The sequence below is a fragment of the Nonomuraea sp. NPDC059194 genome (assembly GCF_042754765.1).
Lineage (GTDB): Bacteria > Actinomycetota > Actinomycetes > Streptosporangiales > Streptosporangiaceae > Nonomuraea.
In genome coordinates this window covers 89719-104068 of sequence record NZ_JBHZBH010000032.1, presented here as the reverse complement: position 1 = coordinate 104068, position 14350 = coordinate 89719, and the positions used below count along the sequence as shown (strand labels likewise).

Annotated in this window: 12 protein-coding genes; 6 read left to right on the top strand and 6 right to left on the bottom strand. The window is 70.0% G+C overall.

All coding sequences use genetic code 11. The features are described from left to right. Window positions 1-350 precede the first annotated feature (350 nt). Together ACFXJ8_RS31900 and ACFXJ8_RS31895 are read left to right on the top strand one after the other, a co-directional pair. Window positions 351-725, top strand: a complete 375-nt coding sequence (locus ACFXJ8_RS31900) for a helix-turn-helix transcriptional regulator (protein WP_379647696.1) — start codon at window positions 351-353, stop codon at window positions 723-725. 10 nt (window positions 726-735) lie between these two features. Then, window positions 736-1152, top strand: a complete 417-nt coding sequence (locus ACFXJ8_RS31895; RefSeq protein WP_379647693.1) for a VOC family protein — start codon at window positions 736-738, stop codon at window positions 1150-1152. A gap of 789 nt (window positions 1153-1941) precedes the next feature. On the opposite strand, the gene ACFXJ8_RS31890 is transcribed toward ACFXJ8_RS31895, so the two are convergent. After that, window positions 1942-4014 carry a type IIA DNA topoisomerase subunit B gene (locus ACFXJ8_RS31890; protein WP_379647692.1) on the bottom strand — a complete coding sequence of 691 codons (2073 nt, stop codon included), beginning with the start codon at window positions 4012-4014 and terminating at the stop codon, window positions 1942-1944. Window positions 4015-4242: 228 nt separating this feature from the next. Here ACFXJ8_RS31890 and ACFXJ8_RS31885 point away from each other — a divergent pair, with 228 nt between their 5' ends. Then, a complete protein-coding gene (locus tag ACFXJ8_RS31885; protein WP_379647691.1) occupies window positions 4243-4473 on the top strand; it encodes a hypothetical protein in 231 nt (76 codons plus the stop codon). Between the two features lie 299 nt (window positions 4474-4772). Here the strand turns inward: ACFXJ8_RS31885 and ACFXJ8_RS31880 are convergent, their stop codons facing one another. Further along, window positions 4773-5468: a GNAT family N-acetyltransferase gene (locus tag ACFXJ8_RS31880; RefSeq protein ID WP_379647690.1), complete on the bottom strand. Its 696-nt coding sequence runs from the start codon at window positions 5466-5468 to the stop codon at window positions 4773-4775. A gap of 230 nt (window positions 5469-5698) precedes the next feature. Next, window positions 5699-5995, bottom strand: a complete 297-nt coding sequence (locus ACFXJ8_RS31875) for a hypothetical protein (protein ID WP_379647689.1) — start codon at window positions 5993-5995, stop codon at window positions 5699-5701. A gap of 399 nt (window positions 5996-6394) precedes the next feature. Between ACFXJ8_RS31875 and ACFXJ8_RS31870 the strand changes: the two genes are divergently transcribed. After that, a complete protein-coding gene (locus ACFXJ8_RS31870) occupies window positions 6395-7111 on the top strand; it encodes a YaaA family protein (RefSeq protein WP_379647688.1) in 717 nt (238 codons plus the stop codon). 456 nt (window positions 7112-7567) lie between these two features. Here the strand turns inward: ACFXJ8_RS31870 and ACFXJ8_RS31865 are convergent, their stop codons facing one another. The 3 genes from ACFXJ8_RS31865 to ACFXJ8_RS31855 all read right to left on the bottom strand — a co-directional run bounded on the left by ACFXJ8_RS31865 (window position 7568) and on the right by ACFXJ8_RS31855 (window position 12310). Continuing rightward, window positions 7568-9211 carry an RNA polymerase sigma factor gene (locus tag ACFXJ8_RS31865; RefSeq protein ID WP_379647687.1) on the bottom strand — a complete coding sequence of 548 codons (1644 nt, stop codon included), beginning with the start codon at window positions 9209-9211 and terminating at the stop codon, window positions 7568-7570. A gap of 241 nt (window positions 9212-9452) precedes the next feature. After that, entirely contained in the window at window positions 9453-11546 is a 2094-nt protein-coding gene (locus ACFXJ8_RS31860) for a SpoIIE family protein phosphatase (RefSeq protein WP_379647686.1), read from the bottom strand. Window positions 11547-11740: 194 nt separating this feature from the next. Next, a complete protein-coding gene (locus ACFXJ8_RS31855; RefSeq protein WP_379647685.1) occupies window positions 11741-12310 on the bottom strand; it encodes an HhH-GPD-type base excision DNA repair protein in 570 nt (189 codons plus the stop codon). Between the two features lie 189 nt (window positions 12311-12499). On the opposite strand from ACFXJ8_RS31855, the gene ACFXJ8_RS31850 reads away from it, so the two are divergent. Together ACFXJ8_RS31850 and ACFXJ8_RS31845 are read left to right on the top strand one after the other, a co-directional pair. After that, entirely contained in the window at window positions 12500-12688 is a 189-nt protein-coding gene (locus ACFXJ8_RS31850; protein WP_379647684.1) for a hypothetical protein, read from the top strand. A gap of 154 nt (window positions 12689-12842) precedes the next feature. After that, complete coding sequence (locus ACFXJ8_RS31845; RefSeq protein WP_379647695.1) at window positions 12843-14345, top strand: hypothetical protein; 1503 nt, start codon at window positions 12843-12845, stop codon at window positions 14343-14345. The last annotated feature ends 5 nt before the right edge of the window (window positions 14346-14350 follow it).

The window sequence follows — 14350 nt, the reverse complement described above, 5'->3', positions numbered from 1 at the left end:
GTGCGGTTGCGAGGGTGTCCAGTTCGGTCGTCACACACTGAGGATGGGCGCCCTCGCCCTATCTCCGCAGCTATGCCTTGGACTCATTCATCTAGTGCTCGGAAGTGCCGAGGTTGACGACCCCCACTGACTCGGCGAAGGTTCGTGGACACCGCACTGGCACTCCGTTGGCCGGTCGAGCTTCAGGCGGCTGGTCCCGTGCATGGGCGTCGCCGCGGGTGCGGCCCGCGGCAGTCGACGGATCATGTCCTCGGCGCTATGTGCTCCGAGCAGCCCGGCGCCTGGCGCTGTGAGATGCTGGTCGCGTGAGGTTGGAGGACCTCGTCCGGCTGCGCCGGGCCCGTGACCTGATGGACCGCGACTACGCCAAGCCGCTCGACGTTCCGGCGCTGGCGCGCGTCGCCCTGATGTCACCGGGCCATTTCTCCCGCAGCTTTCGCGCCGCCTTCGGGGAGACGCCGTACAGCTACCTGATGACGCGCCGGATCGAGCGAGCCAAGGCGCTGCTGCGGCGGGGAGACCTGACGGTGACGGAGGTCTGCTTCGCGGTCGGCTGCACCTCGCTGGGGTCGTTCAGCTCGCGGTTCACCGAGCTGGTCGGCGAGAGCCCGAGCTCGTACCGGGCCCGCCGCCATGACGAGGGCGCCGCCATCCCTGCCTGCCTCGCCAAGATCCACACGCGGCCGGTCAGGAATCGAGAAGCGAAACCCGCGCCCCGACCGTAGCGTGGAACGCATGGACATCAAGCTTTCAGCGTGCTTCATCGCCGTCGACGACCACGACAAGGCGCTCGCCTTCTACCGGGACGTTCTCGGCCTCGAGGTGCGCGACGACGTCCGGTTCGAGGGGATGCGCTGGGTGAGCGTCGGCTCGCCGTCGCAGCCTGACGTGAACATCGTGCTCGAACCGCCCGTCGCGGACCCGAACGCCTCGCCCGCCGACAAGGAGGCCATGGCGGAACTGCTGGCGAAGGGCCTGCTGCGCGGCGCCATCTTCACGACCGCCGACTGCGACGCCACCTTCGAGCGCATCCGCGCCGCGGGTGGCGAGGTGCTGCAGGAGCCGGTCGACCAGCCGTACGGCGTCCGCGACTGCGCCTTCCGCGATCCCTCCGGCAACCTGCTGCGCTTCAACCAGCCGCTCAAGCAGTGAGCTCCGGTCCCGCGAACCGGGCGCTACCCTGCCGGACGGCCTGCAACTGACCGCTTCGCCAGTTGCGGCGGACCAGCCGCCTGCCTGCCGTCCGGGATGGCACCGCCCTCGCGCTCGGCGAAGATCCTAGGCGCACGCGGCGGCGCCCAGTGTCCCCAGCCGTCACGCCCGGCTGAGACACCCAGGAAACACACCCAGCACCCCAGCCGGTCACCCGCTGATCGCAAGGTCGCAGGGGAGACGCCTGGTGTCGCCAGCCGCCACCCCCGCCTGATCACAAGGCCGCACCGGGACGCCCAGCGTCCCAGCCGGTCACCCCAGGGGTCGCAAGGCGCACAGGACGACGTCTCGCGCCCCACCCGGCCACTCCACGGGCCGCAAGGACACCCAGTAGACGCCCAGCACCCCTGCCGTTACGCCCGGCTGATCACACGGTCGCGCCGGAGACGCCCAGCGCCCCCGCCGGTCACCCCAGGGGTCACAAGGCGCACAGGACGACGTCTGGCCCCCACCCGGCCACTCCACGGGTCGCAAGGACACCCGGTAGACACCCAGCCCCCAGCCGTTACGCCCGGCTGATCACACGGTCGCGCCGGAGACGCCCTGCACCCCAACCAGTCACCCCAGGGGTCGCAAGGTGCACAGGACGACGGCACCCCCACCAGTCGCAAGACACGCATGCGACGTCCGGCGCCCCGGCCGTACCACCCGGCTGGCCGTCTTGGTCGCGTAACAAGAGCGTTGGCAGGCCGGCGACGAGGGGCGCCAGGAGCTCGACCGGCCGTGCCGTTACGCGTCGATGTGGTCGCGATCGACCTCAGCCGCGCTGCTCACGATGAACTCCCTGCGCGGGGCCACATCGCTGCCCATCAGAAGGTCGAAGATGCGCTCGCCCGCCTCGGCGTCCTCGATGCGCACTCGGCGCAGGATCCGGTGGCGCGGGTCCATCGTGGTCTCGGCCAGCTGGTCGGCGTCCATCTCGCCCAGACCCTTGTAGCGCTGCACCGGGTCCTTCCAGCGCTTGCCGCGCCGTTCAAGATCCCGCAGCACCTTGTGCAGCTCGGCGTCGGAGTAGCAGTAGATGTATTTGTCCTGCCCGCGCCCCGGGTTGGTCAGCTCGATGCGGTGCAGCGGCGGGACCGCGGCGAAGACGCGCCCCGCCTCGACCATCGGCCGCATGTAGCGGTGGAAGAGGGTCAGCAGGAGGCAGCGGATGTGCGCGCCGTCGACGTCGGCGTCGGCCATCAGAATGATCTTACCGTAGCGGGCCGCGTCGAGGTCGAAGCTGCGACCCGAGCCGGCCCCCACGACCTGGATGATCGCGGCGCACTCGGTGTTCTTCAGCATGTCGGCCACGGAGGCCTTCTGCACGTTGAGGATCTTGCCGCGGATCGGCAGCAGCGCCTGGAACTCCGAGTCGCGGGCCAGCTTGGCGGTGCCGAGCGCGGAGTCGCCCTCGACGATGAACAGCTCGCTGCGGTCCACGTCGTCGCTGCGGCAGTCGACGAGCTTGGCGGGCAGCGCGGAGTTTTCCAGGGCGCTCTTGCGCCGCTGGTTGTCGCGGTGCTCGCGGGCCGCGATGCGCGCCTTGGCCGCTGCGACGATCTTCTCCAGCACGGCCCGCAACTGCTGCTTGAAGCCGCGCGGCGGGTTGGCGAACAGCTCCTTGAGCTCACGCGAGACGACGTGGGAGACGATGCGGGTGGCCGCCGAGGTGCCGAGGACCTCCTTGGTCTGGCCCTCGAACTGCGGCTCTGGCACGCGGACCGTCACCACGCCGGTCAGGCCCTCGAGGATGTCTTCCTTGGTGACGGGGTCGTCGCCGTTCTTCAGCAGCCTCGTCTCGCGCAGCAGCTCGTTGAGGGTGCGGACCAGGCCGCGCTCGAACCCCGTAATGTGGGTGCCGCCCTTGGGGGTGGCGATGACGTTGACGAAGGAGCGGACGGTCGAGTCGTAGCCCTTGCCCCAGCGGATCGCCACGTCGACGGTGAGCTCGCGCTGGACCTCCGTCGGCGTCATGTGGCCCTGGTCGTCGAGGACCGGCACGGTCTCGTGGAAGTGGCCGACGCCCTGCATGCGCAGGACCTCGCAGACGGCCTCGTCGCGGGCAAGGAACTCGGTGAACTCGGAGATGCCGCCGTCGAAGCGGAACTCCTCGGTCTTGCCCTCATGGATGAGGACGAGCGTGAGCCCCGGCACGAGGAAGGCCGTCTGGCGCAGCCGTACGTGGATCTCGTCGATCGAGACCTCGGCGTCGGGCAGGAAGATCTGCTTGTCGGCCCAGAAGCGGACGCGGGTGCCCGTGACGCGCTTGGCCAGCTTGCCGCCGTCGCGCAGGCCCGACTTCTTCTTGAACTTGGCGGTCGGGCCCTCGCCGTCGAACACGCCGGGCACGCCGCGCCTGAAGCTGATCAGGTGGATCTGGCCGTCGCGGTCGACCTCGACGTCGAGGCGGGAGGACAGCGCGTTGACCACGGAGGCGCCGACGCCGTGCAGGCCGCCGGAGGCGCCGTAGGAGCCGCCGCCGAACTTTCCGCCCGCGTGGAGCTTGGTGTAGACGAGCTCGACGCCCGCCAAACCCGACTTGGGCTCGACGTCGACCGGGATGCCGCGGCCGTCGTCACGGACCTCGATCGAGCCGTCGGCGTGGAGCTCCACCTCGATGCGGGTGCAGTGGCCGGCCAGCGCCTCGTCGACGCCGTTGTCCACGATCTCCCAGAGGCAGTGCATGAGCCCGCGGCTGTCGGTGGACCCGATGTACATCCCAGGGCGCTTGCGGACCGCCTCGAGGCCCTCAAGCACCGACAGGTGACGAGCTGTGTAACCCGCCTCCGCTACCGTCACTCCAGCTCCTCTGGTCAAGCATCGAACACGTGTGCGTAGCTTACCGTTCTTCCCGTGCCTGCGCGTACAAGCTTGCCATCAGGTCAGGTTTGGCGTTACCAACGGCGCGTTCGGCGTTACCTTCCGCCATATTCCGCTCTGGGCGTAGCGAGGCGGTGATTGGGAACGTCCAGGTCCGGTTAGATGTTGTCTCAAGTGACTGACGCCCGATCCTCGCTTCGGCGGGGGTGACCCGAAAGGCGATACGTGACTGGAGCTCTCGCCCCCGTTAAGCCGCTGACGGCCCTCGACCGTTGCGACCGTTGCGGCGCCCAGGCCTACATTCGCGCGACCCTGCCCGTGGGCGGGGAGCTGCTGTTCTGCGCCCACCACGGGCGTCAGCACGTGGCCGTGTTGCGCGAGAAGGGCGCCGAAATCCTGGACGAGTCGGCTCGGCTCAGCGAAACCCCTTCCATCGCATCCACCGACGAGCGCTGACCAGGCGTTCGTCTTGATGACATAACCCCATATGGCATGAAGCGCAGGCGGCGGCCCGGTGTTCCCGGGTCCGCCGCCTGCGCTGTCATGTGACCCGGGAAGTATGGCCGCTGCCTGCGTTGGCGTGTGACCGGGGAGTGCGGTCGCTGCCGTTGGCGTGTGACCGGGGAGTGCGGTCGCTGCCTGCGCTGGCGTGTGACCCGGTGAGTGCGGTCGCTGCCTGCGCTGGCGTGTGACCCGGTGAGCGTGGCCGCTGCCTGCGTTGGCATGTGACCCGGGTAGTGGTCGCTGGCTGCGTGTCATTTGACCCGGTAGTGGTAGCCGCCACGGTCGGCGAATCCCTCGCTGCGGTAGAACTCCCCGGCCGCCGTGTTGTCGGCCTGCACCACCAGGTAGACCGAGGCCAGGCCCGCGTGCCGTACCAGCGCTCTGAGGACACTGCGCGCCAGGCCGCGGCGGCGCGCCCGCGGGAGCGTCGCCATGCAGTAGACGCCCAGCGTGTCACCCTGGGGCACGCCCCTGCCGACGGCCAGCGCCACGCCGTCCTCCTCCACCGCGGCGTACCAGGCGGGCACACCCGAGCAGATCTTCGCGGCCACCTCGAGGCCGTCGCCGTAGCGGCCGTCGACCGCCCACCACGATTCCAGCCAGCCTTGCCACGGAGTGTCCTGGATGCGCACCTGGTGCGTGACAGGGCTAGGCGCCGCGTGCGACACCATGGCCAGCACGGGGTCGACCAGGCGGTAGCCGCGCGCCTCCAGCACCGGGTCCAGGCCCGCCGCACCCTGCCCCAGCGAGAAGACGGACGGCAGGCCCCTGGCGGCGTAGAACGCCTCCGCGGCGTCGATCGCGTCGTCAAGATCGGCTGGGTCGCCCGTGACCAGCACCGAATTGGCCCGCTTGGTCACCCCTTCGGCATGGCGGAGCGTCCACCCGTCCAGCTCGACGCGTTCGAGCGCCGGCCAGGCCTTGTCCACCAGCAGGTCGATATCCATCCGCGCAGCGTAGCGCCCAGCTGATCGGATCCGGCCCAAGCACCCGAGCCACCCGCCGCACCGTCCGGTGCGGCGCGCCCGCGCCCGTCATCCGGTACGGCACGCCCCGCCCCCGAGCCGCCGTCATCCAGGACGACGCGCCAGCCGCCGAAGCTGCCCTCATCCGGCACGACCCACCCCCGCATCCAAGCCGCCGTCATCCTGTACGGCAAGCACAGCCAGGCCCGATGTCAGGAACTTTTGGGCGGTTGGTTGGTGCGGCCGCCGGTGGGGCGGTCGTAGCGGGTGAGGTTGGCCGGGCTGGCCGGCACTGCGATCGTGGGGCCGTCCCAGGCCACCGACAGCAGATCACCCACGTGCGACCAGGCAGCGCGGCCGGTGGTCAGTGGCGAGGCCACCCGTTCCAGCAGCCGGGCGAAAAGGGGCCGGGCCGGACACGTAGTTTGGCTGGCGTCGTGGACGAGGGGCTGCACCAGAGCGCGGCACGCGAATGGCCCGGCCAGCCCGTCGATCAGCTGGGCCAGCACACCGGTGTAGCCCGGCCGCGCGATATGACGGCATGAGCAGCCAACGAAGCTCCTTGCCAGGTGAAACGATCTCGACAATCGCCGTCCTAGCAGGAGCTTCGTTGCTGTGTCCGGCCAAGATTCGCGCCGGTCTCCAATCGTGATCTGGCGTTTGGTCGTCCGAGCGGCCCAGGCCGGGGTCGAAGGGGCTGGAAAGCCCCTGGGAAGAACAGTCCCGAACCCGAGCGCGCGCAGCGCGCCACCGTGAGGGGCCATGCCCTTCACTCTTGAGTTTCCTGGCATTGCAGCCGCGCCCACCGTGGTCGCCGCCACCGGCCCGTCCAAGCACGCCGCTCCAGCGGGACTCCGGCTGGGACACGCAACGTCGCACGTCAGCCGCCCAGGTGGTAAACCGTACCCGTGCTCATTCTGCTCCCGCCGTCCGAAGGCAAGGCCGCCCACGGCACCGGTCCCGCGGTTGGCGACCTGTCCTTCCCTACCCTCGCCAGGCCGCGCACCCGCGTGGTGAACGCCCTCGTCAAGGCCTCCAGGCGCCGCGACGCCCTCGACGTGCTCGGCCTCAGCCCCGGCCAGGCCGCCGAGCTGGACAAGAACCTGGCGCTCAAGACGGCCGCCACGCTGCCCGCCGCCGAGCTCTACACCGGCGTCCTGTACGACAACCTCGGCCTGTCCAGGATGGACGAGCAGGCCAGGGCCAGGGCGGAGGAGTCCGTCGTGATCTTCTCGGGTTTGTGGGGCGTGCTGCGGATCACCGACCGCGTGCCGCCGTACCGGCTGTCCATGGGGGTGAGCCTGCCGCCGATGGGCGCTCTGGCGGCGTTCTGGCGGCCGCTGGTCACCAAGGAGCTCGACCGGCTCGCGGGGCTGGCCGTCGACATGCGCTCGGCCACGTACGCGGGCGCATGGAAGGCGGGGGCGCGCGGGGTGGCGGTGCGGGTGCTGAAGGACGGCAAGGTCGTCAGCCACATGGCCAAGGCGACCCGTGGTGAGATCGCCAGAAGGCTGCTGGAGAGCGCCGCCGATCCCTCGACGCCGGACGAGCTGGCGAAGGTTCTGGACGAGCTGGGCTACGCCGTACGGCTCGCTCCTGGCCGGATCGACGTGGACGTCACCTGAGCTCGGGTGACGTCACCTGAGCTCAGGTGACGGGCACTGAGCACGGGTGACGGCCCGCCCCTGAGAAGCAGACGGCCTGGGCTCGGCTGAGCGGCGCGCCGGGAGGCGGCTGAGCCGTGCAGGGTGCTCGATCCCCGGCCGATTCCGCCAAGCCGCCAAGCCGCCGAGACGCGGAACGGACCGCAGGGTGGCCTCCAGGGGCGCCGAGGTCAGGGAGCCGAGGTCCCAGGTCAGGAGATCCGGGCGGCGCGGCGGCGGGCCAGGACCGGGGCTCTTCAGGAGACCTCTGATCAGCGGCGGACGCGGACCGGCGGTCCGCAGGAGACTTCCGCTCGCGGCACCGGCCCCGGCGTGTCGAACCGCCGGATCAAGAAACAGGCCGGAATGAGAAACAAGGCGGAAAGAGAAACAGGGGTGGGGCCCGATCCGGGCCGCACCCCTGTTTCGTCGCGACACCTAGTCGAGGTAGTCGCGCAGAACCTGCGAACGTGACGGGTGACGAAGCTTGGACATCGTCTTCGACTCGATCTGCCGGATGCGCTCGCGCGTCACCCCGTAGACCTTGCCGATCTCGTCCAGCGTCTTCGGCTGCCCGTCGGTGAGGCCGAACCGCATCGACACGACGCCCGCCTCCCGCTCCGACAGCGTGTCGAGAACGGAGTGGAGCTGCTCCTGCAGCAGCGTGAAGCTGACGGCGTCGGCCGGAACGATGGCCTCGGAGTCTTCGATGAGGTCGCCGAACTCGCTGTCGCCCTCCTCACCGAGGGGGGTGTGCAGCGAGATGGGCTCGCGGCCGTACTTCTGGACCTCGACGACCTTCTCGGGCGTCATGTCCAGCTCGCGGGCCAGCTCCTCGGGCGTGGGCTCGCGGCCGAGGTCCTGCAGCATCTGCCGCTGGACCCTGGCCAGCTTGTTGATCACTTCGACCATGTGGACGGGGATGCGGATGGTCCTCGCCTGGTCCGCCATGGCGCGGGTGATCGCCTGGCGGATCCACCACGTGGCGTAGGTGGAGAACTTGTAGCCCTTGGTGTAGTCGAACTTCTCGACCGCGCGGATCAGACCGAGGTTGCCCTCCTGGATCAGGTCCAGGAACAGCATGCCGCGGCCGGTGTAGCGCTTGGCCAGCGAGACCACCAGGCGGAGGTTGGCCTCCAGCAGGTGGTTCTTGGCCCTGCGGCCGTCTTCGGCGATCCACTCGAGCTCGGCCCTGACGTCGACCGGCAGCTTGTCGACCTCGTCGCCGCCGAGCTGCTCCTCGGCGAACAGACCGGCCTCGATGCGCTTGGCCAGCTCGACCTCCTGCTCGGCGTTGAGCAGGGGGACCTTGCCGATCTGCTTGAGATAGTCCTTGACGGGGTCGGCCGTGGCGCCCGCGGCGGCGACCTGCGCCACGGGGGCGTCATCGTCGTCGTCGGACAGGATCAGCACCTCGTCGTCGCTGGTGGCGACGACCTCGGGCTTGGGCTCCTCCTCGGCCTCTTCCTCGGTCTCGGTCTCGGTCTCGGTCTCCGCCTCGGCCTCGACCTCGACCTCGTCGACCTCTTCCAGGTCGTCGAGGTCCTCGAGCTCGACGTCGCCCTCGAGGTCGATGTCGTCCTCGTCGGCGCCCTCGGTGGCCTTCTTGGCGGGTGCGGGACCATTGGCGGGCGTGTCGGGCTTGGCTTCCTTCTTGGCAGGCGCTGCCGCCTTCTTGGCCGCAGGGGCGGCCTTCTTGGCGGGCTCGGCCTTCTTCGCGGCTGGCCCCTCTGCGGAGGCCGCCTCAGCGGCTACGACCGCGGTCACGGTCTCCGGCTGCTGCTCCTTTGCGGCCGCTGCGGTTCTCGTCTTGACGGGGGCAGCGGTACGGCGCTTTGCTGGACCACGAGACTTCTTCGGAGCCGCGGAGTCCGCGGCGGTCAGCCGGACGACGACGCCCTCTTTGCTGAGCGTCCGCAGGACCCCCGCGGCTTGCGACATGGGGATGTCCGCCTCCTCAAAGGCCTGACGGACATCCTCGGACTCGAGGAACCCCTGCGAGCGCCCACGCTCGAGCAGTCGCTGAATGACGGGCTCGTTCAGCTCTGATGGCTTCGAGCGAGTCGAACTTGCAGGCGACACGAACACCTCTCGAACGAACGCGTGGCGACAATGGACCCAGATGCCCGCTGGGGGGCTATGCCTCTCTAGGAGATAGGTGCGGCCGTGCGGAGCGCAAACGGACCATCCAGCATTCTGGCACGACCCGGCACTCCATACGGCCACCTCCCGGCGGTTGACCTCCACCCTAGGCCGACCGGAACAGTAGTGCGTACGGAAGCGGTGCACTGATACCCGAAAGCAACCCTTATGACTGTTTCATTCAGTCACTCTTCGTGGCCGCGGGAACGTGAATCGCGAGCGCCGTGACGTCGTCGTCCTGTTCATACCCGGACAACATCCGATCTACAAGGAAGTCTAGGAGCATGTGCGGATTGTTCACGACTTCAGATGGCGCTTCGGTCACAACCGCGCAAAGTTCCGCGAGTCCCGCGTCCAGCCCCCGCTTGCGGTTCTCCACCAGGCCGTCGGAGTAGAGCACGGCGGTGTGTCCAGGCGGCACCACGAACCTGAACTGCCGGCGCGAGGTCGGCCAGCCGAGCGGCGTGCCGGGCTCGGCGTCGCACAGGCTCGCCGTGCCCTGCGGCGAGACGAGGACGGGTGGCGGGTGGCCGGCCAGCGCCAGCGTGCCCTCGCCGGTGCCGGGCTCCACGACCATGTACGCCAGCGTGGTGACCTGCTCCTCCTCCTCGGTGGCGTCGAAGACCCTGTCGAGGCCCGTCAGCACGGCCGCGGGCGGCGGGTTGGTCAGCGCGAGGGCGCGCATGGCGTTGCGGATGCGGCCCATGCCGGCCGCGGCCTTGACGCCCTTGCCCATGACGTCGCCGACGACCGCGGCGACCCTGCCATCCTGCAGCACGAACGCGTCGTACCAGTCGCCGCCTACCTGCACGTGGCGGCTGCCCGAGCGGAAGCGCTGGGCCAGCACCAGGCCCTTGATCACCGGCAGCCGGTCGGGCAGCAGGCTGCGCTGCAGCGTCTCGGCGGTGCGGTGCTCGCGCTCGAAGAGCGTGGCCCGCTCGACGGCCAGCGCGCACTGCCCGGCCAGCGCCTCCAGGAAGACGCCGTCCTCCTGGGAGATCTTCTGCGGCCTGGTGAAGGAGAAGCGCAGCGCGCCGAGGGCCCGCCCGGCGGCCAGCAGCGGCAGCCCGACCCAGGCCCGCTCGTCGCTGTGGGCCAGGAAGGCCGTCAGCACGTCCTCGTCGCCTCCGGCGTCGAGCAACTGGGCCTTGAGGCTCTCGGGCGACTCGGCGAAGACCGGGCGGCGGCTGTTGACGGCCATGGTGAGGACGCTGGAGTGCGACAGCGGCACCTCCTCGCCGGTGGCGCCCGGCACCTCGGGCACGCCGCCGCCGTTGACCAGCTTGAGCACGGCCCTGTCGGGGTCGAGCAGCGCCACCGCCGAGCGGTCGGCGGCCAGTGCCGTACGGCCGACGTCGATGATGACCTGCACCACCTGCTCGACCGTCAGCGCCTCGGCGAGCATCGCGGTGGCGCCCTGGAGCCTGGCCGTGCGCAGCGCGGCCGCGCCGAGCTGGTCGGTCAGCCTGCCGCGCATCTCCTCGGCCTCGCGCTGCGGCGTGACGTCGGTGTTGGCCCCGACCCACTCGACCACGCGCCCGTGCCTGATGATCGGCACGGCCCGCACCTCGAAGTGGCGGAAGCCGCTGGCCCTGGTGCGGACGCGGTAGTTCCACTCGAACATGGTGCGCCCGCGCAGCGCCTCCTTCCACACCTCCTCGGTGTGCTGGCGCTCGTCGGGGTGAACGGCCTCGAGCCAGCCGTGGGCGAGGTACTCCTCCAGGCCCTGGCCGGTGATGGCGCGCCACTGCGGCGCGTCCTCGATGACCGCCCCGGTGGGCGAGGTGATCCACACCAGCTGCGACTGCGCCTCGACGAGCGAGCGGTAGCGCTCCTCGCTGCGCCGCAGGGCCTCCTCGGTCTGGCGGCTCTCGGTGACGTCGGCGCCGACGAGCGCGACGGCGCGCAGCTCGCCCTCCTCGTCGTGGACCGGCGAGAACGACAGCGACCAGTGCCGCGACTCGCCGTCGGCCGAGCGCACCCGCACGCGGTCCTCGGTGACCGGGCCGTCGCTCTCCACCACGCCCTGGACGGCGTGCGTGACCAGCTGGCTGAGGTCGGCGGTGAGGGTCTCGGCGGGGGTACGGCCGGGCAACCGGTCGGCGGGCACGCCGACGACATCGCTGAACACCTCGTTGGCCCGCTCGAAGCGGCCCTCGGGGTCGAAGAAGGCGAAAGCGAACTCCGCCTCCGACATCAGACCCTTGAACAGGCCGGAGTCGGAGATGTCGACACCCGACTCCCGGGGACGGGGCACGGAGGTCTCGGCGCTCATGGTCGGCACCTCCGTCGCGTGCCAGGGTCTCCCACGCGGCACATCTCCATAACTGTGTTTCGGTGTAGCGCAGCTCCGGGCGACCGGATTCTGCTGTACATCATCGGCGATGGGCAGGCGCGGACGGAAGCCCCGGCCGCCATACGGTCAACGCATCCTGTCAAAGTCGCTCCACTGTGCGCAGCAAGATCAGGCTACTTGCCCTTGGCCGCCTTTTTGGCCTCCCGTTTGGTGGCCCGCACCTTCTCCAGGCTTTCGCCGTCGACGACGTCGGCCACGGAGCGGAACGACCCTTCCTCACCGTAGAGTCCGGCCGCCTCCCGCCATCCGTCGGGCTGGACGCCGAGCTGCTTGCCCAGCAGGGCCAGGAAGATCTGGGCCTTCTGCCTGCCGTACCCAGGCAAGTCCTGCAGCCGCCTGAACAGCTCCTTGCCGTCGGTGACGCCCGCCCACATTTGCTCGGGCCTGCCGTCGTAGTGTTCGACGAGGTAGGCGGCCAGCCGCTGCACCCGCTCGGCCATGGACTTGGGGTAGCGGTGAACGGCCGGCTTCTCGGCGAGCAATGCCGCGAACGCCTCCGGATCATAGGCCGCCACCTCCTCGGCCGTCAGGTCATGGCCCAATCTGCTGGAGATGGTGCAGGGACCCGCGAAGGCCCACTCCATCGGAATCTGCTGGTCGAGCAGCATGCCGACGAGCAGGGCGAACGGGCTGCGGCCGAGCAGCTCGTCGGCCTCCGTCCGCTGGGCGAGCTGGATGCGCATGGGACCAGCTTCGCACGAATGGCCGTCCCGAGAAGCGAACACAGGCGGCTCGGAGGCTTGACACCTGCCCGAGAACCGATGGAATGGGAAAGCACTCCCCAGCTTGACCGTTCTTGGGGTTTTGCCCCGTGGCTTCAGAGGAATCTCACTCCTATGCTCGCACTGGCCACTCGACTCATACGGGAACCGGTGAGCCTTCGCCTGGCCTCCGAATTCCTGACGATTCCCATCGAGACCGTCGACCGTTGCGTGGCCGACGCTCTCGCCTGCGCCGAGCACCTCGGCATAGAAGCGACGCCTGACATCGTCGAGCGCATCGCCCGCGAGCACCTGCTCGCCATCGTCAACTCCGCGCCGCCGCCGCGTCCGGCCCGCTAGCATCGGGAGACGGTCGCGGGACGACAGGCGGTCGAACGCGGTTTCTCATTGGTAAACGCACCGTTTCCGCCTGGAATGCGAGAGAGTGGAGGGCGTGCGCCGACACCGACGAGACCCAAGGGAGAGCACTCCGCCGGACGACGTGTTCGCCGAGATGGTGCAGGCGGCCCGCGAGCTGCTGGCCGTACGCAGTCCCCTCGACGCCGAGCTGATGGTCTCCGACATGGTCGGCGCCTGGTGGGGCCGCAGGGTGCGGGGTGGTGACGTCGAGCAGGTCCTGGGTGAGGGGCTGGTCGACTACGCGGCCAAGGCGGGCACGCCCGCGTCGCTGACGCTGCTGATCTGCCTGGCCTATCTGGGCACCGCCCGCCAGGGCGCCAAGGCGGAGGGCGCGGCGCTGGCGATGATGGAGTCGGGCGTGGCCAGGCCCGGATGGGCCGACAGGGTCGGCGCGGTCAAGCCGACGGGCTGCTACGTCTCGCGCGACGCCTACGGCGACCAGGACACGGTGATCTGCACCTTCGGCTACCGGTGGAACGAAGAGGGCGCGGCCGCGCCGCACGCCCAGGACAGGCACGCGCTGGTCGTGGTGGTCGACTACAACATGTCGGGCATGGCGCGCGACGCCTGGGTCTCCTCCCACGTCGACAAGCTGATCGACGAGGCCCGCGCGGAGGCCGAGGCCAACCCGATGCTGCTGTTCGAGGAGGTCGAGCCGCAGCAGGCCAGGGCGTTGCTGGAGTCGGCGATGCGCGCCACCCGCGAGCCCAAGAACCCGCCGCCGGTCAGCGACAGCTACAGCGCCTACCACGCCTTCGCCAGGTCCAGGCTGAAGGCGCTGCCGCCGGGCCGCAAGCGGCCCGCCCCGCTGCACAGCGAGGCGCCCTACAGCAGGGAGCGCAGGGCGATGCTGGCCGCCGAGTTCCTCGCCTCCGACGCGGCCGAGCACCTGTCCGATCCCTCGGCCGCCTCGCGGTGCGCCGACCACATCATCGACTACGGCTGCGAGCAGGACTTCGACCGGCCGCTGCGGGTCAGCCCCACCAAGTGCGAGACGTTCCTGCTGGAGTGGCTGCCGCGCAAGGTGATGCTGAGCCACGCCGAGCAGGAGGCGATGCCGCACGTGCTGGCGGCCTGGGTGCGCTTCGCCGCCCGCCGTACCGGCCTGCCGGAGCCGGGCATCACCGCCACCCTCGACGGCGTGTGGGAGGCCACCGCCCGCTTCCCCGAGGCCTACCGCGACCCCGCCTCCTTCGGCCTCGACATGGCGCTGATGGAGCGGCTGCTGCCAGACGGCGACCTGTCGGCGCTGGCCAGGCGGGTGTTCGCGTTCCCGATCCTGCAGGGCAGGCACGGCGAGGTCGACCTCGACACGCTCAACCCCGCCGACGAGGCCGACCGGCGCATCCTGCTGGAGATCGACCACGTCGGCGAGCTCGACGAGCAGCATCTGGCCTGGCACGAGGAGATCGCCACGCGGCTGTGGGAGGGCGATCCCCCGCAGCTGTGGGAGGCGGCACAGCGGCTGCTCGACCTGGGCCACGACCGCCACGAGGTACTCCACGTCCTCATCGAGATCGTCGAGCGCATCGGCGCCGATCCCGAGGAGCTGGCGTCCGCGCTGGATGACATCGCGGACATCCCCGACGGGCTGTAGCGTCA

What these genes read in the sequence shown, in the direction of transcription:
- ACFXJ8_RS31900 (WP_379647696.1), top strand. Translation starts at nt 351, where the DNA reads ATGGACCGCGACTACGCCAAGCCGCTCGACGTTCCGGCGCTGGCGCGC.
- ACFXJ8_RS31895 (WP_379647693.1), top strand. Translation starts at nt 736, where the DNA reads ATGGACATCAAGCTTTCAGCGTGCTTCATCGCCGTCGACGACCACGAC.
- ACFXJ8_RS31880 (WP_379647690.1), bottom strand. Translation starts at nt 5,468, where the DNA reads ATGGATATCGACCTGCTGGTGGACAAGGCCTGGCCGGCGCTCGAACGC.
- ACFXJ8_RS31860 (WP_379647686.1), bottom strand. Translation starts at nt 11,546, where the DNA reads ATGAGCGCCGAGACCTCCGTGCCCCGTCCCCGGGAGTCGGGTGTCGAC.
- ACFXJ8_RS31855 (WP_379647685.1), bottom strand. Translation starts at nt 12,310, where the DNA reads ATGCGCATCCAGCTCGCCCAGCGGACGGAGGCCGACGAGCTGCTCGGC.
- ACFXJ8_RS31845 (WP_379647695.1), top strand. Translation starts at nt 12,843, where the DNA reads ATGGTGCAGGCGGCCCGCGAGCTGCTGGCCGTACGCAGTCCCCTCGAC.